Raw genomic sequence first — 26,598 nt, forward strand, 5'->3', positions numbered from 1 at the left:
TCCGAAGAGAGTCGGAGAATTCGCAAAACGCCGGGCACAGGCATGACCCAAGCCAGCCATCGGGACCGTTCTTCGTTTCGACTTGGCACGAATCCCCAAGAAGACTCGACCTCGTCGTTACCAAACGTTTCGGGCAACGGCAGGGACTTAACGACCGTCGGACCATCTACTAAAAGCACGGATTCGTGATTCAGCAAAACGCGCGCGCCCGGCATAGCCCACATCAACTTCTGCGGGTTGAGACTGACCGACACAAATTCCCCTGCGAAGCACCGGGGTAGCGCCAGAGCATAGATGAGACACAGGTAGATAAAAGGTCTCATGGCGCGTAGGCCGCCACTGAAAAGGTAATCTGCCTCTCGTCTTTGCGGTGCAAACACACCACGAGGCTCCGAGTCCCGGTGTCGGGCACAAAGTACGTCTCAAACGGTTCGAGCGCGAGCGAAATAAGTGATTCGGGATCAAAGGGGCGATTCGGATCGCCGGCGTTTATACACAGACCCAGCTTGTCCTTATTCAACATGAACACCGCGTCGGGAAGTCCATCGCCGTTCATGTCGCCAAAATCGACATCCCACGCTGTCCATCGCCGCGGCCCATACATGCTCATGCGCCGGCCATCCGTGGGGTGAAACATATTCGTGATGATGAATGAGGATTTCCGGGAAGGGTCAAAACTCCGGCGCTCCTTATCAAACAACCAAATCGTGTATCTCAGTTTCACCGGCGCAGGGCCCTCTATGGACTGAGCAATATCAAGCACGTTCAATTCCGGTTCACAGAACATTAGATCCAGCGCCCCGTCGCCATTAAAGTCCAGAAGGCTGCCATTATTAGGTTCCAGCCACGTCGATTGACGAAACTTGCGGATTTCGCCCGTCTCACTGGAACCCGTATCCCACTTCGTAGTTGCATTGGCGATGGCATACTCAACTTCCGCCATCGGTCCCGCCGAAGAAAAATGGGGCTCCATGTGCAGGTAATCGCGATGACCGTCTCCATCAATGTCAATACGCCAGGTAGACTCATCGTTCATCAACACACTGGACCAGGTCTCGCGAAATGACTTGCTTAACCACTCCATGCCCGCGGTATCCATTAACGGAAGGTTCTTGTTCACGAAACAGTCAGAAGGAACATAGCGCATACGGCCCTCATCAAACTGCAACTGTCCGTCATGCTCAACGAGCGGCAACACGTCATACCCTTTCTGCGAGCACGAACGATTCAAGCAGAGTCCGCCAGGGAGATAGGAATTGGGCCCCACGCCGCCGAGAATGGTGTACGGCGCTATCGTTCTCGAACTCGCGCGAATATGGTCAGTCTCTCCTTTCCAAGGGTTGTGCCACTGCATCCAACGAACTGACTTTGGCTGCCACGCCTCGGGAACCGGAACGCGCTCGAACGCAAGGGTATTTTCTTGTTTCCACCGGCCAATGTGCAGCGCATCCGGGCCGGGTATAAGCACTTCATCTGTTCCATCTCCGTCCACATCGACACAGACACGGCAAAGGAGCAAATAGTACTCGGGCTTTTCAGAATTCAGCGATGTTTGGCGTAACGAAGCCGAGTAGAACGAGTCGGGGAGATCGTACCGAGTCCATTGCAGTGTTTCGTCACGGCCCGTCCCCGTCCAAACGGCATTTACGTTAATGAGCACCACATAACTTTGACGCCCCTTGTCACTCTGGCCCACATCAACGATATTCGCCCGTTCGGGGAATGGAATAGCCTCGACATTCACGTTGTCTGAACTGAATGCGTAGCGCCTCAACTGTGACATTGTAGCGAGAGTTAGTGCGCGCGGCAGACCATTTAAAGTGACGAAGTTGGACCAAGAGAAACTCGGTAACCCAGGATCGGTGAAGCGAAAAGCCTCCTTCCCCGACCCGTCGACAACGGTTACAAAAGACTGACTGGAATCGGTAGCGTTCGTGGAGGATTGGACGGCTTCCTCTGCATCACTGTGCCTAAACAGGCTCCGCACCCACGCGATATCGCGTTCGGGTCCTCCCAGCATATCCCCGAGGACAGGGTTTCCTTCTATTCCGCTAAGTAACTTGAACCCGTTTCGAGACTCCATGTCGAGATGTTCAAGGGGTATGGTTTCGGCAAACGCAGAACAGATGAGCCACAGAGCGGCGACTGGAATTCCTCCGTGACGGCACAGACTGATCACGAACACATCTAGCTCCCTTGGTGTTTCGACGACACCAATTCGTGCTTGAGCCAAAGCGATTCGTTGCCCCCCGTCGGCAGTTCTCAGGATAGCCGTATAAGGTAACCTGTTCAAACCCGCAATACGCCCGAGTTGTGCGTCGCGATTGCGAATCAAGCGAGATGAAGTATGGGAGTGATTGCCGGAAGTACCCTATCGGGGTCTCCAACTGCCCCAAAGCGCGATGCTCAAGGCGCTATTGCTCTGACATTTGCGTCGGATACGCGAATTGTGCTATTTTTGGGAGCCGTTTTGAAGTAGTTTTGCGGCGAAAATGCCGCGCCCGCACCGGGAAGGAAGGACCTCATGGCAAGGAAACCATTAGTAGCAGGCAACTGGAAAATGAATCACCTTATCGGCCAATCCGTGGCAACGGCGCAAGCGCTGAAGCCTCTGGTGGCGGATGTTGCCGGAGTCGACATTGTCATATGTCCGGTCTTCACGGCGTTGCAGGCAGTCGCCAACGAGCTGAAAGGCTCGAACGTTCAGATTGGCGCCCAGAACTGCTATCTCAAAGAAAGCGGGGCATACACCGGCGAGCTTTCGCCGCAGATGCTCCTCGACGCCGGGTGCCAGTGGACCATCATCGGCCACAGCGAGCGGCGGCAGTTCTTCAACGAAACCGACGATTTCCTGAACAAGAAGCTAAAGTTCGCGTTGAGCGCGGGCCTCAAAGTCATGTTCTGCATCGGTGAGACGCTTGAAGAGCGCGAAAGCGGCAAAATGGAAGACGTCCTCGCGCGTCAGGTCACCTGCGGTTTGCAGAGTCTGGCCGTAGAGAATTTCCCCAACATGTCGATCGCGTATGAGCCGGTTTGGGCCATCGGCACGGGCGTCACCGCCACGCCGGAGCAGGCCCAGGAAGCCCACGCGTTCGTGCGCGGACTGGTCCGCGATCAATTTGGCGATGCCGTTGCGAGTGCGTTGCGGATTCAATATGGTGGAAGTGTAAAGCCGGACAACGCGGCCGAGCTGATGGCAAAGCCGGATGTCGATGGGTCGCTTGTAGGCGGCGCGGCGCTCAAGGCGGACAGTTTCGCCGCGATCGTCAAGGCGTCCATTTAAGTTAGGAAGGATTCCTAGGGCATGTTCGACTACATTTTTCGGTTGGAGACTCTCCAGTTTCTCCTCCTGATCCTGTTCGTCCCGTCCTGCATCGGGTTGATCGTGATCGTGTTGCTCCAAAAAGGCAAAGGCACGAGCTTCGCAGGCGCTTTTGGCGTTGGCCCCGGTTCCGAAACCGTGTTTGGACCTCGCGCACGAAAGAGTCTGCCGGTGAAGCTGACCTACATCATGGCCGCGATCTTCATGCTGTTCTCGCTGAGTCTGTCGCTCATCGGTTCACGCATCGCGCGCGGCAGCGCCCCGGAACAGGTCATCGGCGGCGAGAACGCCACCGCGCCTGTACAGCAGCAGCCGGGGTCGTTCCAGGGACTCGAGAGTCTGGGTCTGGGCGGTGCTACGCCAGCGTCCAATGCGTCGGCCCCTGCGGAAAGCGCACCTGCGACGCCACCGGCAGAAGCGCCTGCTCCGGCAGCCGCGACGCCCGCGCAGGAAGCCCCTGCGGAAGCGCCCGCAGCTCCGCCGGCTGAAGCGCCCGCGGCTCCGCCGGCCGAAGCGCCCGCGCAACAGTAGCAACCGGAATCGCGTATACCGGCCCAGAGCGTTCGCTGTGTCCGCTTTGGGCCGTTTGTTTTTGCTCCCGTTTTTCGTGGGAACCGACACGTCCACAAAATGGATTAATCGCTTAAATCGTTCCGTTCAAGTCTAGGAAGAGGGCATACGAGTGGATAAGATTCTGATTCGCGGAGGCCGGCCGCTAAAGGGACAAGTGCAGGTGCGCGGCGCAAAGAACTCGGCCCTCCCATTGATGGCGGCGAGCATCCTCGCGGAAGAGGCTTGTACTCTTCACAACATCCCTTGTCTGCACGACATCTTCACCATGGACAAGCTCCTCTCGTCCTTTGGCGCGCGCATCGAGTTTACCGGCCGCTACATGACCATAGACGCGTCGACCATCGAATCGCAGGTGGCCTTATACGATCTTGTCCGCAAGATGCGGGCCTCGTTCTTCGTGCTGGGTCCGTTGCTCGCCCGCTTTGGCAAGGCCCGCGTATCGCTGCCGGGAGGCTGCGCGATCGGAACGCGGCCGGTGGATATCCATCTCAAGGGTCTTGAAGCCCTGGGCGCGTCCATCACCATCGAAGAAGGCTACGTCATCGCGGAAGGCGCTCTGAAAGGCGTGGATTTTGCCCTCGACTTCCCGAGCGTCGGCGCGACCGAGAATCTCATGATGGCGGCAACGCGCGCCAAAGGCGTCACTCGCCTGAGCAACGTCGCGCGCGAACCGGAGATTGTGGATGTGGCGGCGTTTCTGAACGCGATGGGTGCGCAGATCTCCGGCGCGGGCACGGACATGATCACCATCGTCGGCGTCGACTCGCTTGGCGGCGCGGAACACGTCGTCATTCCAGACCGCATCGAAGCAGGAACATTCATGATTGCCGCGGTGGCAACGCGCGGCGACGTGACCATACTGAACGCCAACGCCGACCACCTGTCTTCGTTCATCGGAAAGTTGCGCGAGGCGGGTGCGGAGCTTGAGGTTCTGGGCAGCCGGATTCACGTGTCGGCAAAGAACGGTATCAAAGCCGTAGACGTCACGACGCAACCCTTCCCCGGTTTCCCGACGGACCTGCAAGCGCAAATCATGGCGCTCATGTGCATCGCCGACGGGACCAGCGTGTTACGCGAGTCGGTATTCGAGAACCGCTTCATGCAAGTCGCCGAATTGACGCGCATGGGAGCAAACATCGAGCTGGACGGCAACACGGCGGTGATTCGCGGCGTCAACGAACTGAGCGGTGCACCGGTGATGGCCTCCGACCTGCGAGCCAGCGCAGCCCTCGTGATAGCGGGCTTGATTGCCTCCAAGGGAGAGACCTCCATCGCGCGCGTGTATCATATCGACCGCGGATACGAGCGCATCGAAGAACGTTTGGCCAGCCTCGGAGCGGACATCGAACGCGTTCGCGACTGATAGTCCCCAAGCGGGTCTCGCGCCGGGCCGTGCGCATGGAGCGCGGGATCAAGGGTATGATAGACGTATCCCATCAACGACTAACCGGGAGTATGACATGCGAGTCACTGAAATCACTGACGGCGCAGGATTGAACAGAGCCCTCCAAGCCATCGCGAACCAGGACGAAGGTGGAGAAGCGGCGCAGGAAGAAGCCCAAAAGCTTGCCGCCGTGAAGGCGGTGCTCGACGACATCCATTCCCGGGGCGATGCCGCCGTCGCGGAGTACACGGAGAAGTTCGATCGGGTCAAGCTGACGCCTGACCAGTTCCTTGTTTCCGAAGCGGAACTCGATGCGGCATTAGGCCGTGTGCCGGGCGCGACGCTCGACGCATTGAAGCGCGCACACGACAACGTGTCTGCATTCCACGAGAAGAATCTGCGTCAGTCGTGGGAAGAAACGCTTGACGATGGCAGCGTGCTTGGCCAGCGGATTACTCCCATCGAAAGCGTGGGATTGTATGTACCTGGAGGCACGGCGTTTTACCCGTCTTCCGTGTTGATGAACATCGTTCCCGCGCGAGTCGCGGGCGTTCGCGACATCGTGATGGTGTCACCGCCCTCCTTCGAAGGCAGTATTCATCCGTTGGTGCTGGCTGCCGCGCGGATTGCCGGCGCAACGCGCGTCTACCGTATCGGCGGCGCACAAGCCATCGCGGCATTGGCGTATGGCACCGAACACGTAACGCCGGTGCTCAAGATCGCCGGGCCCGGCAACATCTACGTGACGCTCGCGAAGCGCTTGGTCTCGTCGATCTGCGATATCGACAAAGAGGCCGGTCCTTCAGAAGTCGTCGTGATCGCCGATAACGACGCGGACGCAGATCAAGTTGCCATGGAATTACTCGCGCAAGCCGAACACGATGAAGACGCCTGCGCCACCTTGGTGTGCTTGTCGAAAGTCATGGTCGAAAAGACCGAGGCCGCCATCGAGAAACACCTCAAGACGCTGACCCGCGCCGACATCATTCGCAAATCGCTCTCCGCGAATGGCAGGGCCTTTGTGGTGCGCACGCTCGCAGATGCTGCGGCCATCACAAATACGATCGCGCCGGAACATCTGTCGATTCAGACGCGCGATCCGCGCGCCGTGTTCGATACGATTGCGAACGCAGGCTGCGCCATTCTCGGTGGAGCAACCTCGGTGGCCGTGGGCGATTACTACGCCGGCCCGAACCACATCTTGCCGACAGGACGCCGCGCGCGCTTCTCGTCGCCGTTGACGGCAGAAGACTTCCGCAAAGTGACGAGCGTCATCTCGTTTACGCCGGCCCGCATGACGGCGATTGCCGACGACATCATCCAATTGGCGCTTGCCGAAAAACTGGACGCGCACGCCCGCGCGGTGGAGATTCGAAAGTGAAATACGGCCGCGAAATTCTCAAAGACGTGCAAGGCTACGTGCCCGGCGAACAGCCGGGCGTCGCCAATGTCATCAAGCTGAATACCAACGAGAATCCCTATCCGCCTTCCCCGAACGTGCTGGATGCTATTCGCAACTACACGACGGAAGCGGCTCGAAAATACCCCGATCCCGTTTCGTCGCGTCTGCGCCGCGCGTGCGCCGATCGCTACGGATATTCGGGCCCCGAGTGGGTGATCGCGGGGAATGGCATGGATGAGCTGCTGGCGCTCGCTTTGCGCACCTTCGTCGATCCCGGCGATACCGTGTTGTCACCGTACCCCACGTACACGCTCTACGAGACGCTCGCGCTGCTACACGGCGCGAAGATCAAGCTGGTGGATCTCGACAAGGACTTCCAACTCACGAACGAGTTCTTCACCACGCCCGCGCGGCTTTGCTTCCTGCCGAGGCCCAATGCGCCGAGCGGCGTGTGCGCGCCTCGCGCGGATGTCGAGAGGTTCTGCAAACACTTCCAGGGCATCGTCGTAATCGACGAAGCCTACGTCGATTTCGCAGACGACAATTGCATGGATTTCCCCAAGCAGTTCGACAACGTCATCGTGATGCGGACGTTCTCAAAGGCGTACAGCTTAGCGGGACTCCGGCTTGGCGTAGCCGTGGCTCAGCCCGAAATCATCAACGAATTGATGAAAGGCAAAGACTCCTACAACGTCAATGGCGTCACCCAGGCAGCGGGCACGGAAGCGATTTGCGATGCACCCTATTTTGAAAGTACGCTGGGACGCGTGAAGGCTACGCGGGCGCGTCTCATCGATTCGCTCTGCAAGATGGGATTCGACGTAACGCCGTCGCAGTCCAATTTTGTGTTGGCGCAGTGGGCTGGCACGCCGTCGGCCCGCGAGATCTTCGAGAAACTGAAGGAAGACAACATCTTCGTGCGGTATTTCAACGCTCGCAGACTCGAGAACGCCTTACGTATCACCGTCGGAACCGAATCGGAAACCAGCGCGCTGCTCGGCGCTTTGGAGGAGATTCTGGCTTCTGCCAACGGTCGCAGCCGTCATGGCGTTGAAACCGAGTAAGCGAACGCTATCCAAAGGAGAGGTCTTGGTATGAAAACGCTGCAACGCGCCGGTCTTTCCGTGGGACTTTTGGCAATGCTGTTGGTGTCGCTGCCTGGGTGCGTCACGCCTGAAGGCGGGGAGCAGTTCAACATGCTCTCGACCCAAGAGGAAGTCGCTCTCGGCGACAAAATCTCCCAGGAAGTCGAGAAGAAAGAGAAGATCCTGAACGACCCGGCCATTCAAGCCTATGTGCGTGAAATCGGCGCGCGGATCGCCAAGCAATCGCCACGCACCGATGTGCCGTACAAGTTCACCGTCATCGACAACCCGAAAACCGTCAATGCATTCGCGCTTCCCGGCGGACACATGTACATCTACACGGGCCTGATGAAACTCTGCGCCAACGAAGCGGAACTCGCGTCGGTCATGGGACACGAGATCGCGCACGTCGCCGCGCACCACCACGGCGAAAGCATGACGCGGCAATACGGTTACAGCCTTATCGCAAGCCTCATTCTCGGCGATAGCCCTTCGGCGAATGCCGAGTTGATGGCACAAATTGTCGGTAGTCTTGGAGAATCGAAGTTCAGCAGGACCCAGGAAAACGAAGCCGACCGCATGGGTATGGACTTCCTGTTCCGCGCGGGCTACAAGCCTGAAGCGATGGTAACGTTCATGGAGAAGATGAACGCCTCGGAAGGAGGCGGATCGGGCGGCGGGCTGCTCAAATACCTCTCATCACACCCGCCCACGCCCGAGCGCATCGCAGCACTGCAAGCGCAAGAGCAGCAATACCCCGCCGATCTCCGCGCATCGAGCGCCGCGTATCCCGAGCGCTATTGGGACAACGTTCTGAAGCGCCTGAACTAGCACAGAGAATCGCAATTAAGGCAACATATTGGTTGACCCAAGGAAGAGTCAATAGCAGCGGAAAACAGGGACTGACACAAGCGCAGCGAAGCGGAGACGGGTCTGTCCCTGCTTTCCGCCCGGGCAGATGCCGTCACAATAAATAAGACGGATCGGCCATATCCGACCGATCCGTCTTATTACTTTCTTTGCTCGTTACGCCTTGAACACGAACGGCTCGCGATACTCGCGCTTGATGAACTTGTCGGCTTCGGGCGCGTTCGTCGCCTTCAGATTGACGTGATCCCACTCAATCTTCTTGCCGACACGGTACGCGACGTTGCCAAGGTGATTCGCTTCCGTGAGGCGGCCCGAATACTCGAAGTTGCACGTCGTCGGCGCGCCCGTCTTGCACGCGTGGATCCATTCCTTGTGATGGCCCAGCGATTCCGGAATCGACTGCGCGGGCGGCGTGAAGTCCTTGAACTGCTCTTCCGGCAACAACACATGCTTGCCATAATCCGAGAGCACCATGCCTTTGTCGCCGATGAACAGCGCGCCATCCGGCCACTGGGGAATGCCCTTGTCGGTCCAAATCTGCGGCTTATTCTGGCCCTGATACCACGTCAACTTCACGGGCGGCATATCGCCGCGGGGACCATACTCGTAGGTCGCCTGCATCGAGGCCGGGGCCAGATCCGGATGTACCGGCGGGCCGCTCGCTTCGATGGTCAACGGATAATCCAGGTCAAGCGCCCAGAACGGCAGGTCGTTCCAATGGCTGCCCAAGTCCGACATTGTGCCGCTGCCCCACTCCCACCAGCGATACCACTTCGGACCCGGGAAGTACACCTCGCTGAACGGACGCACCGGCGCCGGTCCCAACCACAGATCCCAATCGAGACCTTCCGGAATCGGATCGGCCTTCGTGGGACGTTCCTTCGTAAACACGATGTCCTGATACTTCTTCTGGTCTTCTTCCGTAGGCAGCCAGCCCCATGTCCGCGACACCCACACGTGGACTTCGCGCACTGGGCCGATGGAACCCGACTTGATCAATTCGACCACGCGCCGGTAGTTGTTCTCCGCGTGAATCTGCGTACCCATCTGCGTGGCGACCTTTGCCTTCGCCGCCGCCTCGCGGATGATCCGCGTCTCCCAGATATTGTGCGCAAGCGGCTTCTCGCAATAGACATGCTTGCCGAGCTGCAGCGCGGGCAACGTGGCAAACGCGTGCGTGTGCTCGCATGTGCTTACTACCACCGCGTCAAACTTGCTCGCCGCTTCGTCATACAGCTTCCTGAAGTCCGTGAACTTAAGGGCCTTCGGGAACTGCTCCGCCGCCCGCGCGAGGTTCTTTCCGTTGACATCGCAAATCGCGACAATGTTCTCTTCCCGCACCGACTGCAAATTACCGCCGCCGCGTCCGCCGACCGCAATCAAAGCGATGTCAAGCAGGTCATTTAAGTTCTGGCCGCGCACGATCGCCGGCGCGCCTATCGCCGCTCCCGCCACAATCGCCGACGACCGCAGAAACGACCGCCGCGATATCGCGCCGCCCCGTGCCGGGGTCTTCGATTCGTTCTTCTTCATCGCTGCAAATCCCTTTCCCATAATGGGGACTCCCCCCGTGACTTTAGCGGCTAGTTTAGTCCACTCGGAAAGGCCAGACAAGAGGCGTATCCGGCACACGAATCGTCACGTGCGCAAAGTAAGGACCGCCCCAGCTTTGAATCGGATACCCTGGCAACAATTCGCCGACACGTTCTGACGATGACTCACCGCCGTCCGGCGCCTTCATCCTGCGTACCCTGTGCATCCCTGTTCAATAAAGCGTTTCAACAAGGATGAGCAGGATGCACAGGATAAGCGTGTCGTCACTGTCTCGGGGAGGGACACTTGCCACGCAGTTCGTGTCGTCCTGAGCGGGGGACCGCGGGAGCGCGAGTTTCAGTGGTAGAAACAGAAGCCAAGCGGACAGCCTGTCTTCTTGAGTGCCGAAGGCACGGCAGACTCCAGCCTGGCGCGGCAAAGCCGCAACCAAAGTGACTCAACCACCGATATACACCGACGATTTGACTCGATACTCCAGAGCGCTGCAAGCGCGAAATACTCCAGCCTGGGGTGAGATTCGCGGCAACGACGCGAATCGAAACCCCAGGTACCAGTCCCCCCCGCCCAACGTGAGCCCTGTGAGGGCGAAAGCAACTTACGCTGTCCGTTCCTTGGGAGTCTGCCTCTGGCGGACGAAGGGTCCAGCTTCAAACAACACTCCAAATAGTGCCGCGATCGGCGAGCGCGGCACCGTCTTTACCGTTGACCATGGGTAACTTACAGCGCTGGGAGAACCTCGAAATCTTCTCGATCCTCTATGCGCAGACTCTTCATAAACGCTTACAGGATAGCGCCTTGTCAGGAATAGGCCTTTTAGCTTCTAAACCCATAGACAATTACTTGGCTTCACCCGAGCCCGCAAGACCCCATGACACTGATGGTAACGTTGTCCGATATCCGGGCGGCTTTGCCGTAGGGGTGCGTATCCCGGGACCAGTGCATCGCTCCGCTGATTGCTTCGTGCCGTGTTCTCCCGCGCAAGGCACCTCCCGCACAGATTCGGCGTCATGCCAGGCGCTCCCTTCCGAGTGCAACAAACTTCCCCATATATATGGGCGACAACTGTCGAGAACGTTGCGGACTCAGACAATCGCACCCGATGACACCTGCGCTACAAATCCCGAACCGATTCAATGTGGGGCAGCCGAGGCGTCCGGGCAACACGTACCGAACCAGTCCAATGTGGGGCAGCCGCCCTCGGCTGCCACTCGGACCCCTTGAATCGTCAGTTTGCATGGGGGTGTAGACCCTGCGAATCGGACAAGTCGCACGCTCCCTGCGCCTTTTCGGCTCCGCGGGAGCTGCATTCATTCCGGGCCCCCCCTCGCCCCGTCAAAATTAGACAGGGGGTCTCCCAGGCGCAACCCATTGCCCCGCAATCCAGATTCGATGCCGATGCCTGCGCAACCCCTTGAATCGTCAACCCTAGCCCCTAGACCCCTGAACGCACCGGACCGCCTCATTGCGCCCCGGTGAGTCAATGGAGTAGATTCAACGGAGTTCGCGCGTACCCATCTGTATGGGGGTTCGTTGCGCGGGTTGTAGCCAACCTGCGGATGACAACACGGGATGCGCGACCCAATCGCTTAATTGCAACGCACGGAGTCACCAATATGAAGCAGCAAGTCACCCGAAGGACTTTTCTCAAGCAAGCGGCCGCCGTCGGTATCGCCGTTCCTCTGATCGTGCCGAAACTGAGCTTCGCGGCCCCGCCTTCCGGAAAGCTGCAGCACGCCGCAATTGGCGTGGGCGGCCAGGGTGACTATGACCTGGGACAAATTGCCAGCAGCGGCAAGGTCGACATCATTGCGTTGTGCGACATCGACGAGGCCAATCTCAACAAAGCGGCGGCAAAGTACCCGGGCGCGCGGCTGTACCGCGATTGGCGCGAGATGCTGGAAAAAGAGGAAAAGAACATCGATTCGGTGAACGTGGCGACACCGGATCACACGCATGCGCCCGCCTCGATGACGGCAATTCGCAAGGGCAAGCACGTGTATTGCGAAAAACCGCTGACGCACGATGTCTACGAAGCGCGCAAGGTGACGCTCGCGGCACGCAAGAAGGGCGTGGCCACGCAGATGGGCATTCAGATTCACGCCCACGACTTCTATCGCACGGCCGTGCAATGGGTGAAAGAAGGCGCCATCGGCAAAGTAAAAGAATGGCACTCCTGGAGCGCGGCCATCTACACGCGCGAGAACAAGAAGCGCGTCGAAGGCAGCGACCCGGTTCCGGCGACCCTTGACTGGAATCTGTGGCTGGGTACCGCGCCGGTACGTCCGTACAAGAAAGAGATCTATCATCCATTCTGGTGGCGGTGTTACCGCGATTTCGGCGGCGGCGCGACGGGCGACTTCGGGTGTCACATCTTTGACCCCGTATTTACGGCGTTGGATGTCAAAGACCCGCTGACGATTTCCTGCGAAGCGGAATGCGTCAGCGACGAAGTGTGGCCAGCCTGGGTTATCGCAAACTACGTCTTCCCCGGAACCCCGCTCACGTCTGGCAAGACCATTACCGCGACGTGGCGCGACGGCGGCAAAGTACCGCCAAAGGAACTGTCGCCGCATTTGGGCGCGGACTGCGCGTTGCCGCCAAGCGGCTCGATGCTCATCGGCGAAGACGGCACCTTGATCGTCCCGCACGTGGGCGCGCCGCAGTTGTATCCGCTGGAGAAATTCAAGAACTACGCGCAGCCGAAGCTGGAGCCCAAGAATCACTACCACGAGTTTGTCGAAGCGGCGCTGGGCAACGGCGTCGCCGGCGCGAACTTCGATTTCTCCGGGCCAATGGCGGAGGCCGTATTGTTGGCGAACATCGCGAATCGTTTCCCGGGCAAGACGCTCGAATGGAACGCGAAGCGCCTGAAGTTCACCAATTGCCGCGAAGCAAACAAATTCCTGCGGAGAGATTACCGCAGCGGATTTGGCGTTCGAGGTTTATAACCCTACCCAACTAACGAAAAGGACTTCCTGCCATGGAAGGACGTCGGTTGTTGACCGTAGCGGTGGCCGTATGGACCGCGCTCTGGATGGCCGGCTTATGTGCCGCGCAAGCAGGTGAGGCGCCCATGACCAATCCATTCTTTGCAATGTGTACGGGCACGCGCGACGACCAGCACAAGTCGTTTGCGGCGCAAGCGGAGATGCTCAAACAACTCGGCTATGCGGGCACCGACCAACTGGGCACGGAAGGCCTTCCCGAGTACCTCGCCGAGTTGGACAAGCGGGGACTGCGCTTCTTTGCCGTGTACACGACGGTGAACATCGATCCGTCCGACGCACAATGGGAGCCGGGGCTGGAGAAGGCCATTCAGGACCTTAAGGGGCGCGATGCATTCTTGTGGTTGTCGCTGATCAGCAAGAAGCACGGCGTCTCTTCGCCTGACGGCGATCAGAATGCCGTAGACGTCATCACGCGAATCGCCGACATGGCCAAGCCGAACGGTCTGCGCATTGCACTCTATCCGCATACGGCATGCTGGCTCGAGCGCGTCGAAGACGCCGTGCGCGTGGCGCAGAAAGTCAATCGGCCCGATGTCGGCGTGACGTTCAATGAGTGCCACTGGCTGAAGGTGGATGGGAAGGACCTTCGCGCGCGTCTCGAACTGGCCAAACCCTATCTGTTTGTCGTCACGATCAGCGGGGCCGACACCGGGGGAACAGACTGGAAGACGCTGATACAGACGCTGGATCGCGGCAGTTTCAATCAGGGAGAACTACTGTCGATTCTGCGCGAACTGAAGTACACCGGGCCTATCGGCTTGCAGGGGTATGGCATTGGGGGCGACGTGCACGAGAATCTCAGACGATCAATGGAAGCGTGGCGCGCGCTCAGCGCGAGCAACGCGCGGGCTCCTCAACCGGCCAAGTGACGATCTCCAAGTGCCTGCGCGCAGCGCCTTGGGGAAGGGGGAGCGAAATCAGGGGAGGGACTTGGAATGAAGACAGAATCGGATTCGCGTGCCGCGGTGTCTCGCCGTCAATTCATCGGAGGCGCCGCCGCTGCCTCGGCCTTCGCCATCGTGCAGTCAGGCGCGGTCAAAGCGTACGCGGCCAACTCGCGCATCGAATGCGGTGTCATTGGCAACGGCAGCCGCGGCAGAATGATCGCGAACATGGTGAAAGAGCACGGCGGCTACGAGATCACCGCTCTTGCCGATTACTTCCCGGAAGTCGCCGAACGCGTCGGCGAAGAAATGGGAGTACCAAAGAAGCGCTGCTTCAGCGGACTCTCTGGTTACGAAAAACTTCTGAAGAGCAAGGTCGACGCGGTGTTTCTCGAAACGCCGCCCTACTGTTTTCCGGATCACACGACCGCCGCGGTAGACGCCGGTTGCCACGTGTACATGGCTAAACCCCTGGCGAGCGACGTACCGGGGTGCCTTATGGTCGATGCGGCAGGCAAGAAGGCCACGCAGAGCAAGAAGGTGTTCCTCGTCGACTTCCAGACGCGCACCGAACCCTTGTATATCGAGGCCATTAAGCGGGCCCACGCCGGTGAACTCGGCGATATCGCGTTATTGAGCACGATATACGCCGACGACGCGTTCAACGACCCTCCCCTTACCGAGACGATCGAAAGCCGCTTGCAGCATCTGACGTGGGTCAATGACAGTGCGATTGGCGGCGGATACTTCGTCAATGCGGGCATTCACTCCATAGACGTCGCACTCTGGTTAGCCAATGCGAAGCCCGTGAGCGCGGTCGGCGCATCGCGCGCCGCGCGGCGAGACCCGCACGGAGATTCACACGACATTTATTCGATCACCTATCACTTTGAGAACGGCTTGTTGCTCAACCATCGCGGCGAACACCTCAAGAACCGGCACGGGTTCGACAGCACGTGCGTTGCGCATTGCCTGGACGGCTTCCTTGAAACGGGCTATTCCACGAAGGTCCGCATGGTGGGCAAAGAACAAGGCGAATTCGGCGGCGAAGTAAAAGCGCTCTACCAACAGGGCGCGATCCGCAATATCGACACGTTCCACAAAAACGTCACGAACGGCGTCTATGACAATCCGACCATCGAACCCAGCGTGACCGCGACATTGGCCACCATTCTGGGTCGCGAGGCGTGCCGCAAGGGCCAACTCCTCACGTGGGACGACATGATAAAACAAAACGAACGCCTCGAAGTGAACCTGTCTGGATTGAAAGCCTAGTCCGCATTCTGGAGAGGAGTTATTGACTTGGGATTCGAGTTGAGCACACTGGATGTCGCGGTAATCGTTGTTTCGCTTGCCGTCGTCGTTGTCGTGGGTCTGTGGACTTCGAGAAAACAGGGCGACACGGCGCGCGACTATTTCCTCGCCTCGGGCCGGCTGCCCTGGTACATCATTGGCGCGGCTTTTGTGTCCACCAGCGTATCGAGCGAGCAAATTGTCGGCACCGCCGGCCAAGCCTACGCGCACGGCATGGGCATCGCCAACTGGGAATGGTGGTCCATGCCCGTCTACGGCATTTTGATAGCCATTTTCATTCCCATCTACCTGCGCAATCGTCTGGCAACGGTCCCCGAACTGCTGACGCGCCGCTTCAGTCCAGCGTGCGGCAATGTCTACACCTACGTCATGCTCTTTGCCTACGTATTCGTGTTCATGGTGCCGGTGTTCTACGGTGGCGCGCTGACCTTTGAGCGTCTCACTGGCGTCAACTTCTATATCGTGCTCTGGCTGACGGTGTTGCTGGTCGCCATCTACACGGTAAAAGGTGGACTACTATCGGTCGTGTGGACCGACGCCGTGCAATGCGTCATGCTCGTGGGCGGCGGGTTGATCCTGTTCTTCGTTGCGCTCAACAAGATTCCCGGCGGCTGGGCGGCCATGGAAGCCGCGAGCCCCGAACGCTATCACCTCTATCTGCCCCCCAGCGATGACCGGGCCCCGTTTCTTGGCATCCTCCTCGGGACGTTCGGTCTGTTCACGTTCTACTCCGCCACCAATCAGGTGATGGTGCAACGTGTGCTCGGGGCGCGCTCGCGCTGGGACGGCATCATGGGCATCATCTTTGCCGGGTTCATCAACATCGTGCGCCCGCTGGTGACCTGCTTTCTTGGATTCATCGTGTACCACTGGCTCCATGTCATGAAGATGGGGCCGCCGCTCGAAAATCTGGACCACACTTTTCCGTTTGCGTTGCGCGAACTCGCGCCGGAATGGGGACTTCGCGGAATTATCCTGGCCGGATTCATCGCGGCGGTCATGTCTACGGTAAGCGCGCTCGCGAACTCCACCGCCACAATCTTCTCGCTCGACGTGTATCAGAAGGTGCTCAAACCATCGGCGAATGACCGCGAATTGGTGTTGGTAGGACGGTACGCGTCATTCGGCGCATTGGTCATTGCGGCGATCATCGCGCCAAGCATCGAGCGGTTCGGCGGCATCTTCGCGTACTTTCAACAGGGGATTACCTTTGTTGTCAGCCCGCTCATCGGCGTGATCCTGATGGGCGTATTCTGGAAACGCGCCAACGCACAAGGCGCCTTCGCCGGAATGATGGCCGGACTAATCATGACGGCTGTGCTGCTCGCGCTGACCATCGCAAAAATCCCGCTTGGATTCCATTGGCTCTATGTCGGCTTCTTCCAGGAAGCGATTGTCGTGGCGATTATCGTTGTGGTTTCGCTTATGACGCCCGCTCCCGCCGCCGAACAATGGCAACCCTTCGTGTGGCGGCCCGCATTTCTGACCGAGCACCTTCAAGGCGAGCCCGAGTACCGATGGTACAAAAGCCTGACGCTCTGGTTCGGCATCTTCGCGGCGATTTGGCTGTACCTCTACTGGCGTTACTGGTGATCCATTCAAAGTGATTTCGACGAAGTCTGGTAGTTCTGATCATGTGGCGCAGCCGCCCTTGGCTGCGAAAGGAGATATTCAATCATGCGCGTAATGGCCTTTAGCCCTCACCCCGACGACGTCGAGATTCTCTGCGCGGGTACGCTCGCAAAATACGCGGCCCAGGGCCACGACGTCGCCATCGTCTACGTGACCAACGGCAACGTCGGCTCGCCAACGCTCCCTCCAGGGGAGATTGCCGCCGTGCGCAAGAAGGAAGCGCAGGCCGCGAGCGCGCTCATTAACGCGACGTTCTTCTGGATGAACTACGACGATGAATTCTTGTATGACTCGCCGGAGGTGCGCCACCACTTCATCGACGTCATTCGGCAATTCCGCCCGGATATCGTCCTGTGTCCGCACAAGGATCTTGACTATCATCCCGACCACATACGAACCGGACAGATTGTGTGGGACACACATGTCATGGCTACCGTGCCCAACATCAAGACGGCCCACCCGCCTTGCGAGCGCATCCACGAGATTTGGTTCTACGACACCGTCGCGGGCGTCAACTTCGTGCCCGAGTTCTACGTCGACATCAGCGAACACTGGGAAATGAAGGCCCGTATGCTTGCCTGCCACGAAAGCCAAAACGAGTGGATGATCGCGCAATACGGCGTGCCCGTCACGCACCACGCGGAAATCCAATCGAAGTTCCGTGGACTCCAAAGCGGCTGCGCCTACGCAGAGTGCTTCTTCCGGGCAAAATTCTTCCCGTCGACCACGTCGAAAGACGGGTTGCTGCCAGGCTAGGGTGTCCTTTAGGTTGCGCGCATTGTTGGGGAATCCCGATTGAATGCGAGATGGATTTGAAGCCAGATCCTTCGTCCGCCGCAGGCGGACTCAGGATGACACTTAAGTGGCCTTTACTGTCATCCTGAGCGGCAGCGAAGGATCTGGCTTACATAATTGCACGTGCCAAGTCAGACTCTCTCCGTCTCGAAGCCGGTGATCAGTCTCATTCCACCACATGCGGTGTGCATCTGATACTAAGAAGCCCCGAAAGTCGTGCGCACTTTCGGGGCTTTAGTAATTGTGAATCGTGGTCGTCTACGGCAATTCGCGAATGCGCAGATTCCTGAACTCAATCGGAGAACCTTCCGACTCCAGCGCGAGGTATCCTTCTGACGGATCGGCTCCGGTACCGCCGGAGACTTCTTCGCCATTCACCCACAAACGCACCTCGCCGTTGATTGCGCGGACGTAGTAGTGGTTCCACTCGGGAGAACCTTTGCTGAGGTTCTTGGAGGGGAAGCTGCGCGAACCGTTGGGCGAGAGCGGCGGGAAGGGCGTCAGCTTCATCTTGCCCACGGCAAAGACGTCGCCGTTGGTGGTGAACCAATCGCCCTTCTTGCCGTTCTGCTTCTCGTATTGCTCGGCATAGCCGTGATCGAGCACCTGGACTTCGATACCGTGCGGCAATTTGCCTTTGGGCAAGTCCTTGATCGAGTCTTCCATGACCCACACGAACACGCCCGAATTGCCCGCCGGTTTCATGTGACGCCACTGCACGACCAATTCGAAGTTCTTCACTTTGTTCTTTGTGCGCATAATTCCGGTCGGCGATCCGGTGCAGTAGATGGTGCCGTCTTTGAATGACCACGTGTCGGCATCGCAGTTCACGTTGGTGAAGTCCTCTTCCCACAACGCGCGCCACCCGGTTCCCTCACCCATCACAACGGGCTTTTGTGGTTCCGCCGCGGGCGCGTCGGCCGCGCACACCGTCGCCACGTTGAAAAGACACAAACATGCGATTGCCGCCGCCAATGCGGCAAACGCGCAATACGTCCTGCGATTCGCAATTCGGAAACGAGCGAAAACCGTGCTTTTCATGTTCATCCACCCCTATGTCGAACGTTCCAGCCAGAATTCGGGTCATAGTGCCAACATGCCATTGGAGTGTCAATAGAACTATTGTGTGTTCTAAAGGGATCGCAGCAGCTTGGCTGCTTCATCTTCGAACACTTTCTGCCAGCCAGGACCCAGAATGCAATCGCTGTCTTCCTGCGCCCCGCCAACATTCCGCAATTGGTCTTCGGTCGGCGCGTAGTAGATGTAGCCGTTGGTGTATCCGGCAACAAACGTCATATCGTGCGGAGATGCCTTCTTGATGCTCAAACCGATCTGGACGGTGAGTTCGCCGGGAAACGTAATCAGTGTGAAGTCGCCAACGCGCACGCCGAGCACTTCAACGTCCACCGTGTCCTTACCCGCCGCGACACGGTCTGCCTGGTGTTTGCGCAGCAAGTCGAGATTGGCTTGCACGCGCGTCAGCTCTTCCATCGTCTCGATGTTGGCGATGTACTGCTCCATGTTGGCTCGATTCTCCTCGTCCAACTTCTTCAGTCCATCGCGCCCGATCGCCTCTTCGTGCAGATAGCCGTGCGAGTAATAGGAGGGGTAGTCACCGGACAAACCGTACTTCACCGCAAGCGGCAAAAAGGTCTTCAAGCTGAGACTCGTGCCCTTCAAAGACTGCAACAAGCGTTGCTGTTCGGCCTCTTGGTTCGCGATGGCCTGCGAGAGATCGGCTCTCGGCAACGTGATGGTTTCGTTCAGCACAGCCAACCGGTCGTCAACCTTCGGCTGCACGGATCGCAGCGCGCGCAATGCGCTCAGCCCCAGCATGTTTCCAAGGGGCTCCGCGTCGCGTGGCGCGTCCACCGCCTTGTACCCGACGGGATTGATGTCGCCCGCGCAACCCTGCAGGAACAAGGCAACCGTTCCCGGACTCAGGTTCTCTTCGATAACGGAGGAAGCGAACCCGGTAAGGTCTGCGGTGTTGCCATGGCTTGGAACTCCGATGATGGGATGGCACGCGAAGTTGTAGACGGCCGCGAGCGTTGTCCCATCTTCTTTATCGAATCGTAGCACGCCGATCTCAGGATCGACAGGGCCTATGGCCGCGACTTCGTCGTCGGGCGGCATGGAGTAGGCATGGCGAACATCGGCTTCTTTGCCGTTCTTAAGTCGAAGCCTTCGATTTTCCATGATGCGGTCTTCATGGCCGCTCCCCGCTCCTATTTTCACGGGAACCAGATTCTGCGACGCTTCCTTCACCGCCTGAAAGGCCCGGTCCGCTACGTCCGTGCACACGACACCATGGCAATGGCTCGCGTTGATCAGGACATTTGACGCCTTAATGCCCAATTCCGCTTCAATCCGTGCCCGCACCGTCGGGACAAAATCGTTCTTGATGTACCCAATTTCACCGAGCGCGACGGCGTCGACAGTGAGTATGACCAACGCGGTGTCGCCTTGCTTCAGCACCAGAGACTTCGCGTACAACGGGTCATTGACAGTACCGGCTTCGCGATTGGTGATATCGATCTTTGCGGTGCCCGCAGTCAATGCGGCCGCGGCGTGGCACACCAGAGCAAGCGCAAACGCAGCGAAACTCACTTGTCGGAAAAAGGTCTTCATGTCTAACCGGCCCCTCCACAGCCTGATGTCCAATATACCTCATTGTCCGCTTTGAAGACGCGTGGGCCAAGGTGGGCATCAGCGAGGCAAATAGCGGGAACTCGCCGTCCTGCCATGCGGCACGACGGCGAGTAGTCTCTGTATTTCAGTTTGCGGTCAACGCCTCGATGGCCTGCGCAACGCGATCTCGATGTTTCTCGATGGGAGCAGGGTCTTTCGTGTACACCTTGAGACCGCTCGTGATTTCCGCGGGCACCACGAGAAGCCTCTCGAACTTTTCGCGCTTGCTGGCAGAGAGCTGCGCGCCACGTTCAGCGAGGAGCTTCTTCAAGATTACCATGTACTCGTAGTCCTCAATTCCGTCGCGCAGCATTTCCCATCGGATGCTGTCGACAGGACCGTCGAGGATGGTCTCGGCCTGAGTTCCATCGGCGGCTGCTTCTGGCGGGTACATGAAACGTCCGTCGCCATTGCCCCACGGTTCCTTGTCGTTGTCGGGTTTCGTGCCGTTGCCGCTTACCCACGACATCGCATCCTCATACGGATTCTGGAACGAGTCTTTGTATGCCGGTGACGTCGACCACAGATTGCTGGCCCACACCAACACACCTTCGATCTTGTACATCCACGTCTGCCACAGCCACGCGCGAAGATCCGTGCCGGGATGATCAATGAATAACCCCGGAAACGGCGCTTTGGGCACCGTGCACACGTACCACCAGAACCGATCGCCTTCTTTGCGACGCTCTTCAGCTTTGTCGTGGTCATACCACCAGGAATCAGGGCACCATAGGTTCGGTCCGTCGATCATTTCAGGTACGACGTGTTCCGTGATCATCCTCGTGATGTCGGGCGCCGCTGCTTTGAGTTTCAGAAAACCTTTCTGTACCCACGCGTAGTCATTTTGCGCCGGCTCGTCGGTCCAATAGACGTAGGCGTAATCGAGCCATCCTTTTTCGCGCAGGTGTTCCTGCATGGTGCGGCAATATGCGTTGAACGCAAGTTCGTGTTCACGCGTGTCTTCGTCAAAACCCTGCAACTGCCCCCCGCCAATATTAGGCAATCCCAAACGGAAGGAATTAAAACCATACTTCATGAAGACGCGCTCCATTTCCGCATCCCATGCGGGCCAATCGAATTTGGGAGTCAGCGCATTTGCTTGCAGCAACTTCCGGTCGGCTTCCGGCAAGTCCGCACCTTCGTTTTCCCCAAGCTTCACCCACGTCACGGGCAAGTCCACCAGCGGCGTTGGATGATAGGGCGAAATATGATGATTACGAAAACTCTGCCAGTACTTATCCAACACTTCACGCCGCTGTGCGGGATCGCTGATCTTCTGATAGCCCCAAACATACCCCTCGCCAAACCCGAACGCGGTCTGACAGGTCATTCGATCGGGTAACTCAAATCCGTAGACGACGACGCGCAGAGGGACTTCGGCAGAGTAACCTTCCGCAGTCAACGTGACAGTCCCCTTATAGGTGCCCGCAGGGGTGCCTTTGGGAACGTGGACGCGTACCCACAGCGGTTGGTTGGGCTCGGCAGGATCGGCGTTCAGATCGATGGGGCCTTTGAATGGCGGCAACGGATCGGGCCACGGAGCCAGAGCGCTCCACTTGTCGGTCATTCGTTGAATGGTCACGTAGCGCACGCGAAGCACCTCGATGTTGGAGGCATCCAGCGTGGCTCCTTGAGGTCCAGTCAAGGTGTTGGACTTCGCGATGAAGCCCTTCAGCGGCTTTGACGGACGCACCACAATTTGTGCGGCGTCCCATTCGTTTCCGGCACAGCGGATTTCGATGGCTTTGCTCTTCGCTTTTGGCGCGGGACGGTCGGCACTGACCTTCCATCCCGACGACGCCCACCACAGTTGGACTTCTGCCGTCGAACCGGGCAGTAGCTTCCCGTACGAGGCGTCAAAGAGTATGGAGCCGCGGCCGGCGGGGTCTTCACCCATCGCCGCCGCGGCCGCTATCGCACATGTCACAGCAAATGCACAGAGTGTCCTCATCGCAAATCCCCCCAGATCGTGCTGACGCACTTTGCGCTTACTTAATGGGAACTTCCTTGCCGGCCTCCGCCGAGCGGTACACGCCATCGAGCATCTTCTGAACCGCAAGACCCGCTTCGGCGGGAGCTTCGAGCGGCGAACCCTTCACGCAGCCGTCCACCCAATTGCGTAGCTTCAGCGGGAACAACTGCTCGAAGGTGGTATCTTTTCCGACATAGAACGGGGATGAGTTGACCATGGTGTCGTTCTTGTCGGCAAACATCATTGGAGGATCCCACTGGCCGCCGCCCTTGGTGCCCATGAAACTGAAGTTCCACACGTCTTTTTCGATGTGCGCCACAAAGCTGGCCTCAACTTGCAGCAATGCACCGTTCTCAAAACGGATCTGACCGATAGCGAGGTCTTCCACGGTATACGTCTTGTAGTCCCAATTGGGCCACGGGCTGACGACTTTCGAAGACTTGTTGCCCATGTAGGTCCAGATGTTTCCGGAGGCCGCAACAGGTTTCGGCGAGCCCATCACGTAGTGGGCCATTTCCAGGATATGCACGCCGATGTCGATCATCGGTCCGCCACCCTGGAGCTTCTTCTGTCCGAATACGCCCCAGTTGGGGATGCCGCGCCGCCGAAGGGCCTGGCATTTTACGAACATAATATCGCCGAACTCGCCGTTGTCGCGGGCGCGCTTTAAGAACTGTGTATTCGGGTGATAGCGATACTGGAAGCCCACGGCGAGTTTCTTCTTCGCCTTCTTTGACGCGGCAATCATCTGCTCGCATTGGGCCGGTGTCATGGCCATGGGCTTTTCGCAGAGCACGTGGCAACCGCTGTTCAGCGCGTCGATCGTGGGGGCCGCGTGAACACCGTTCGGCGTGCATACGCTCACGCCATCCGGTTGGACCTCTTTCAACATCTTCTTCCAGTCTTTGTAGAGTTTGGTCACGCCCCAGCGCTTTTCGAATGCCTTGAGACGTTCCGGAAGGATATCCACGCCCGCGACAACTTCCACATCCGGCATCTGTTGAAACGCCATCATGTGGGTCTGGCAGATTCCGCCGCATCCGATGAATGCAACACGAAACTTCTTGCCGCGATATTCTTCTTCTTCAGCAATTGCCAATGAATCTGAACTGACACTTGAATTTGCCATGATCCGCCAATCCTTGTAGAGCCGAGAAACCGACCCGTGTTGCCCCCCGTTGCTACTGTAGCAGATTGTGAAGGCTGAATTCAGTCAAGAATTGGGAGAGTTGAGACTTCGAGTTCCGCCATCAGGCACAGGGAGTCGTAGTGACTACCGGAAATTCCCGCGCCGGTGACTCAAGCGAACTCGGGACATTTGTTCGCGTATACCGCCGTCTTCGAGAAACCTCTTTTCAAGTGCTTGAATCTGGCGTCCCAGGAGAACACTGCAAACGCGAATGAGCCCTATGATCACGTTTGCGCAGATAACGGCATCGGCATTCTCAATCCCCTTCTGAAAGGTATCGTATGAAGCATTCGGAATTCGGTTTAATTCTCGAAGACGTCGAGCAAATGGGTGATCTTTGTCCCATTCAGTTGATCCGCGAGACCGCAGAAAGTCGCGATAGTCTGCGAGAAGTTCCTCGAGACTTGCCCGAGCGACGTTGGTGAGCTTAATCTCCATTTCTTTCGACGTCGCCGATGCCATACTTCCTTCGATTATGTTCTGTTTGCCAGAACGGGCGGCTTGTACCATTTGATCGTATGTTCGATCGTATTTGTCCAGGAAGCGATTGCAGAAGTTGACAGTGGCGTCAAAGATGATCTCGGCTTTTTGGTAAGAGAACAGGCGCTTGTACCCACCATGCGGGGGAATGAAGCCGTGAATCATGGAGGAATCCTCGTTACAAAGACATCAAGGACATCAAGGACATCAAGGACATCAATGACACCAGGGACAAGTCCAGGGACTTGCGACGCGCGGGCGCACACGCAGTAACACGGACAACAAGAACCCCAAATTCCCGATGTCGTTGTTGTCCCTGATGTCCTTGATGTCTCTAGTGCAATTGACGTTTTGCCATTCCTAAACATTGAACACTCATTGGTTTTCGTAGCAGGATACTACTCCATTGACGCTCCATTAACAATCTATACTGCGTCTCTTTCAGGTGTACCCTGATTAGCACCGAATTTCTTCGCGGTTCCTCCCGCCAGCGACGACCTATGGCAACGGTCCCCGTGAACGCAGTGACCGAGGGCAATGTCGAAGTAAGTGTCGATCTGACGAATTGACTTGCGGCAATCCTATGCTTGGTATCTTCGGTGGCCCCCTGATATCATCTGTGCGGCCTTGGGTAGAGGGGGGAATCGTCATGCACCTGCAATTGCTCGATTGGGTCATTATCGTCGGATCGATCGTGGTCTGTTTTGTGCCGGCGCTATTCTTTGGGCGGCGCGCAGGCAAAAACACGACCGAGTTTTTCGTATCGGGCCGGTCCGTGCCTTGGTGGCTGGCCGGCATGTCGATGGTCGCCACAACTTTCAGCAGCGACACGCCAAATCTAGTGACGGACATCGTGCGCAGGCAGGGTGTCGCGGGCAACTGGTGTTGGTGGGCCTTCACGCTAACCGGCATCGCGACGGTGTTCTTCTACGCTCAGCTTTGGCGCCGTTCCGGCGCAATGACAGACCTGGAATTCTACGAACTGCGCTATTCCGGCAAACCAGCCAGCGTCGTGCGCGGCTTCCGTGCCATCTATCTCGGATTCTTCTTCAACTGCATCATCATGGCCTCCGTGAATCTTGCGGCCTGCAAAATCGCCGCCATTCTATTCGGTATTCCGCAGTGGCAAACGCTGATTTTTGTTGGCGTGCTGAATGTCATATTCGCCACTCACTCTGGCCTCTGGGGCGTCCTGGTTATCGACATGATTCAGATTTTCATCATGATGACCGCTGTAATCGCGGCGGCATACTTCGCTGTGCAGTTGCCGGAAGTCGGCGGGCTGGCAGGAATGGTGGACAAGGTCTCCGCGCTATCCGGCCCAGACGGCCTGAACTACCTCAACATGCTTCCCGATTTCCGCAACAATTGGGACATGGCCTTCATGGTGTTCATCATGCCCATCGCGGTGCAGTGGTGGGCGGCCTGGTATCCTGGAGCCGAACCCGGCGGCGGCAGCTATATTGCGCAACGCATGCTCTCTTCGAAGTCCGAGAAAGACGCGTTGGGGGCGGTCTTGTTCTTCAACGTGGCGCACTACGTGATGCGCCCGTGGCCGTGGATTCTCGTGGCATTGTGCTCATTGATCGTCTATCCCGAACTGAACGATATCAAGACCGCCTTCCCCAATCTCGACCCGAAACTCCTCAATCACGATATCGCGTATCCCGCGATGCTCACGTTTCTGCCGGTGGGATTTGCGGGACTCATAATTGGCGGTCTTATCGCCGCGAATTCTTCAACGATTCTGACGCACCTGAACTGGGGCGCCTCCTATCTCGTCCACGATTTCTATCGCCGCTTTCTGCACAAGGACGGCGATGAGCGGCATTACGTATGGGCAGGTCGCGTGGCGACTGTTGGACTATTTGTTTTTTCTTCCGTGTTTGTGTTCATGCTCGATTCGGCGAAGGTGGCGTTTGATCTCATTGTGCAAATTGGCGCGGGCACGGGACTGCTCTACCTGATGCGCTGGTTCTGGTGGCGCATCAACGCGTGGTGCGAAGTTGCCGCCATGGTGAGTTCGTTTGCAGTCTCTGCCGTGCTGGTTATGGTCGCGAAGTTTGCGGGCATAGACTACTCCACGTCGGTCGATTTGATTATTACCATTGCCTTCACGACAGTCTGCTGGGTAGCCGCGGCATTCTTTGCGCCGCAAACCGATCGCGAGACCTTGATTGCGTTCTACAAGAAAGTGCGTCCCTTCGGACCCGGTTGGGCAACGATTCGTAAAGAAGCGGGCATTTCCGAAGAGGAGGCCGCGGCCACTCACGAGAGCATTCCGCTTGCCTTGCTCGGTTGGACAACAGGCTGTGCGGTTGTATGGTCTGCGCTCTTCTTCGTCGGCAATTGCCTCTATGGCCGTTACAATTACGCTGCCGCGCTCTTCGCCGTTTTCCTCGTCTGCGGTATCACATTGCTTTATGTGATTAACCGTCTCTGG

General features: G+C 58.0%; 21 protein-coding genes. 12 read left to right on the forward strand and 9 right to left on the reverse strand.

What is annotated here, in order from left to right; translation table 11 throughout:
- The coding region (locus K1Y02_14635) for a hypothetical protein (GenBank protein ID MBX7257594.1) at positions 1-323 on the reverse strand (323 nt) is incomplete at its 3' end.
- Positions 320-2,185, reverse strand: coding sequence for a hypothetical protein (locus K1Y02_14640; GenBank protein ID MBX7257595.1), 1,866 nt, complete (start codon positions 2,183-2,185; stop codon positions 320-322). The genes K1Y02_14640 and K1Y02_14635, both read right to left, overlap by 4 nt.
- A 339-nt stretch (positions 2,186-2,524) precedes the next feature.
- On the opposite strand from K1Y02_14640, the gene tpiA reads away from it, so the two are divergent.
- The 6 genes from tpiA (at position 2,525) to K1Y02_14670 (ending at position 8,597) form a co-directional block, all read left to right on the forward strand.
- Entirely contained in the window at positions 2,525-3,283 is a 759-nt protein-coding gene (gene tpiA, locus K1Y02_14645; protein ID MBX7257596.1) for a triose-phosphate isomerase, read from the forward strand.
- 21 nt (positions 3,284-3,304) lie between these two features.
- A complete protein-coding gene (gene secG, locus K1Y02_14650) occupies positions 3,305-3,853 on the forward strand; it encodes a preprotein translocase subunit SecG (GenBank protein ID MBX7257597.1) in 549 nt (182 codons plus the stop codon).
- A gap of 151 nt (positions 3,854-4,004) precedes the next feature.
- The gene (gene murA, locus K1Y02_14655) at positions 4,005-5,258 is read left to right on the forward strand and encodes a UDP-N-acetylglucosamine 1-carboxyvinyltransferase (GenBank protein MBX7257598.1); all 1,254 of its coding nucleotides are present in this window, start codon (positions 4,005-4,007) and stop codon (positions 5,256-5,258) included.
- Between the two features lie 97 nt (positions 5,259-5,355).
- A complete protein-coding gene (gene hisD, locus K1Y02_14660; protein ID MBX7257599.1) occupies positions 5,356-6,660 on the forward strand; it encodes a histidinol dehydrogenase in 1,305 nt (434 codons plus the stop codon).
- Positions 6,657-7,745 (forward strand): histidinol-phosphate transaminase, encoded by a 1,089-nt coding sequence (gene hisC / locus K1Y02_14665; protein ID MBX7257600.1) that lies wholly within the window; start codon positions 6,657-6,659, stop codon positions 7,743-7,745. The genes hisD and hisC overlap by 4 nt, the downstream gene beginning before the upstream one ends.
- A 30-nt stretch (positions 7,746-7,775) precedes the next feature.
- Positions 7,776-8,597 (forward strand): M48 family metalloprotease, encoded by an 822-nt coding sequence (locus tag K1Y02_14670; GenBank protein ID MBX7257601.1) that lies wholly within the window; start codon positions 7,776-7,778, stop codon positions 8,595-8,597.
- Between the two features lie 195 nt (positions 8,598-8,792).
- On the opposite strand, the gene K1Y02_14675 is transcribed toward K1Y02_14670, so the two are convergent.
- Together K1Y02_14675 and K1Y02_14680 are read right to left on the reverse strand one after the other, a co-directional pair.
- A complete protein-coding gene (locus K1Y02_14675) occupies positions 8,793-10,169 on the reverse strand; it encodes a Gfo/Idh/MocA family oxidoreductase (protein ID MBX7257602.1) in 1,377 nt (458 codons plus the stop codon).
- A 55-nt stretch (positions 10,170-10,224) separates the two neighbouring features.
- The gene (locus K1Y02_14680) at positions 10,225-10,377 is read right to left on the reverse strand and encodes a hypothetical protein (GenBank protein ID MBX7257603.1); all 153 of its coding nucleotides are present in this window, start codon (positions 10,375-10,377) and stop codon (positions 10,225-10,227) included.
- 1,426 nt (positions 10,378-11,803) lie between these two features.
- Here K1Y02_14680 and K1Y02_14685 point away from each other — a divergent pair.
- The 5 genes from K1Y02_14685 to K1Y02_14705 all read left to right on the forward strand — a co-directional run bounded on the left by K1Y02_14685 (position 11,804) and on the right by K1Y02_14705 (position 17,784).
- Positions 11,804-13,138 carry a Gfo/Idh/MocA family oxidoreductase gene (locus K1Y02_14685; protein ID MBX7257604.1) on the forward strand — a complete coding sequence of 445 codons (1,335 nt, stop codon included), beginning with the start codon at positions 11,804-11,806 and terminating at the stop codon, positions 13,136-13,138.
- 32 nt (positions 13,139-13,170) lie between these two features.
- Positions 13,171-14,067, forward strand: coding sequence for a sugar phosphate isomerase/epimerase (locus tag K1Y02_14690; protein MBX7257605.1), 897 nt, complete (start codon positions 13,171-13,173; stop codon positions 14,065-14,067).
- Positions 14,068-14,133: 66 nt separating this feature from the next.
- Entirely contained in the window at positions 14,134-15,357 is a 1,224-nt protein-coding gene (locus K1Y02_14695) for a Gfo/Idh/MocA family oxidoreductase (GenBank protein MBX7257606.1), read from the forward strand.
- 27 nt (positions 15,358-15,384) lie between these two features.
- The gene (locus tag K1Y02_14700) at positions 15,385-16,989 is read left to right on the forward strand and encodes a sodium/solute symporter (protein ID MBX7257607.1); all 1,605 of its coding nucleotides are present in this window, start codon (positions 15,385-15,387) and stop codon (positions 16,987-16,989) included.
- A gap of 84 nt (positions 16,990-17,073) precedes the next feature.
- Positions 17,074-17,784, forward strand: a complete 711-nt coding sequence (locus K1Y02_14705; protein MBX7257608.1) for a PIG-L family deacetylase — start codon at positions 17,074-17,076, stop codon at positions 17,782-17,784.
- A 297-nt stretch (positions 17,785-18,081) separates the two neighbouring features.
- On the opposite strand, the gene K1Y02_14710 is transcribed toward K1Y02_14705, so the two are convergent.
- The 5 genes from K1Y02_14710 to K1Y02_14730 all read right to left on the reverse strand — a co-directional run bounded on the left by K1Y02_14710 (position 18,082) and on the right by K1Y02_14730 (position 24,320).
- The gene (locus K1Y02_14710; protein ID MBX7257609.1) at positions 18,082-18,870 is read right to left on the reverse strand and encodes a DUF1080 domain-containing protein; all 789 of its coding nucleotides are present in this window, start codon (positions 18,868-18,870) and stop codon (positions 18,082-18,084) included.
- An 84-nt stretch (positions 18,871-18,954) separates the two neighbouring features.
- Positions 18,955-20,361: a hypothetical protein gene (locus tag K1Y02_14715; protein ID MBX7257610.1), complete on the reverse strand. Its 1,407-nt coding sequence runs from the start codon at positions 20,359-20,361 to the stop codon at positions 18,955-18,957.
- A gap of 238 nt (positions 20,362-20,599) precedes the next feature.
- Positions 20,600-22,465: a DUF4091 domain-containing protein gene (locus K1Y02_14720; GenBank protein ID MBX7257611.1), complete on the reverse strand. Its 1,866-nt coding sequence runs from the start codon at positions 22,463-22,465 to the stop codon at positions 20,600-20,602.
- A 37-nt stretch (positions 22,466-22,502) separates the two neighbouring features.
- Positions 22,503-23,615, reverse strand: a complete 1,113-nt coding sequence (locus K1Y02_14725) for a Gfo/Idh/MocA family oxidoreductase (GenBank protein ID MBX7257612.1) — start codon at positions 23,613-23,615, stop codon at positions 22,503-22,505.
- A gap of 144 nt (positions 23,616-23,759) precedes the next feature.
- Positions 23,760-24,320, reverse strand: a complete 561-nt coding sequence (locus K1Y02_14730; GenBank protein MBX7257613.1) for a four helix bundle suffix domain-containing protein — start codon at positions 24,318-24,320, stop codon at positions 23,760-23,762.
- Positions 24,321-24,804: 484 nt separating this feature from the next.
- Between K1Y02_14730 and K1Y02_14735 the strand changes: the two genes are divergently transcribed.
- Positions 24,805-26,598: Na+:solute symporter (locus K1Y02_14735; GenBank protein MBX7257614.1), on the forward strand; the 1,794-nt coding region annotated here is incomplete at its 3' end.

The sequence above is a fragment of the Candidatus Hydrogenedentota bacterium genome (assembly GCA_019695095.1).
Lineage (GTDB): Bacteria > Hydrogenedentota > Hydrogenedentia > Hydrogenedentales > SLHB01 > JAIBAQ01.

Coding starts and splice junctions, on each gene's coding strand:
- K1Y02_14670 (MBX7257601.1), top strand. CDS start 7,776: ATGAAAACGCTGCAACGCGCCGGTCTTTCCGTGGGACTTTTGGCAATG.
- K1Y02_14710 (MBX7257609.1), bottom strand. CDS start 18,870: ATGAACATGAAAAGCACGGTTTTCGCTCGTTTCCGAATTGCGAATCGC.
- K1Y02_14705 (MBX7257608.1), top strand. CDS start 17,074: ATGCGCGTAATGGCCTTTAGCCCTCACCCCGACGACGTCGAGATTCTC.
- hisD (MBX7257599.1), top strand. CDS start 5,356: ATGCGAGTCACTGAAATCACTGACGGCGCAGGATTGAACAGAGCCCTC.
- K1Y02_14680 (MBX7257603.1), bottom strand. CDS start 10,377: ATGAAGGCGCCGGACGGCGGTGAGTCATCGTCAGAACGTGTCGGCGAA.
- K1Y02_14695 (MBX7257606.1), top strand. CDS start 14,134: ATGAAGACAGAATCGGATTCGCGTGCCGCGGTGTCTCGCCGTCAATTC.
- K1Y02_14690 (MBX7257605.1), top strand. CDS start 13,171: ATGGAAGGACGTCGGTTGTTGACCGTAGCGGTGGCCGTATGGACCGCG.
- secG (MBX7257597.1), top strand. CDS start 3,305: ATGTTCGACTACATTTTTCGGTTGGAGACTCTCCAGTTTCTCCTCCTG.
- K1Y02_14675 (MBX7257602.1), bottom strand. CDS start 10,169: ATGAAGAAGAACGAATCGAAGACCCCGGCACGGGGCGGCGCGATATCG.
- K1Y02_14720 (MBX7257611.1), bottom strand. CDS start 22,465: ATGAGGACACTCTGTGCATTTGCTGTGACATGTGCGATAGCGGCCGCG.
- K1Y02_14730 (MBX7257613.1), bottom strand. CDS start 24,320: ATGATTCACGGCTTCATTCCCCCGCATGGTGGGTACAAGCGCCTGTTC.
- K1Y02_14725 (MBX7257612.1), bottom strand. CDS start 23,615: ATGGCAAATTCAAGTGTCAGTTCAGATTCATTGGCAATTGCTGAAGAA.
- tpiA (MBX7257596.1), top strand. CDS start 2,525: ATGGCAAGGAAACCATTAGTAGCAGGCAACTGGAAAATGAATCACCTT.
- K1Y02_14685 (MBX7257604.1), top strand. CDS start 11,804: ATGAAGCAGCAAGTCACCCGAAGGACTTTTCTCAAGCAAGCGGCCGCC.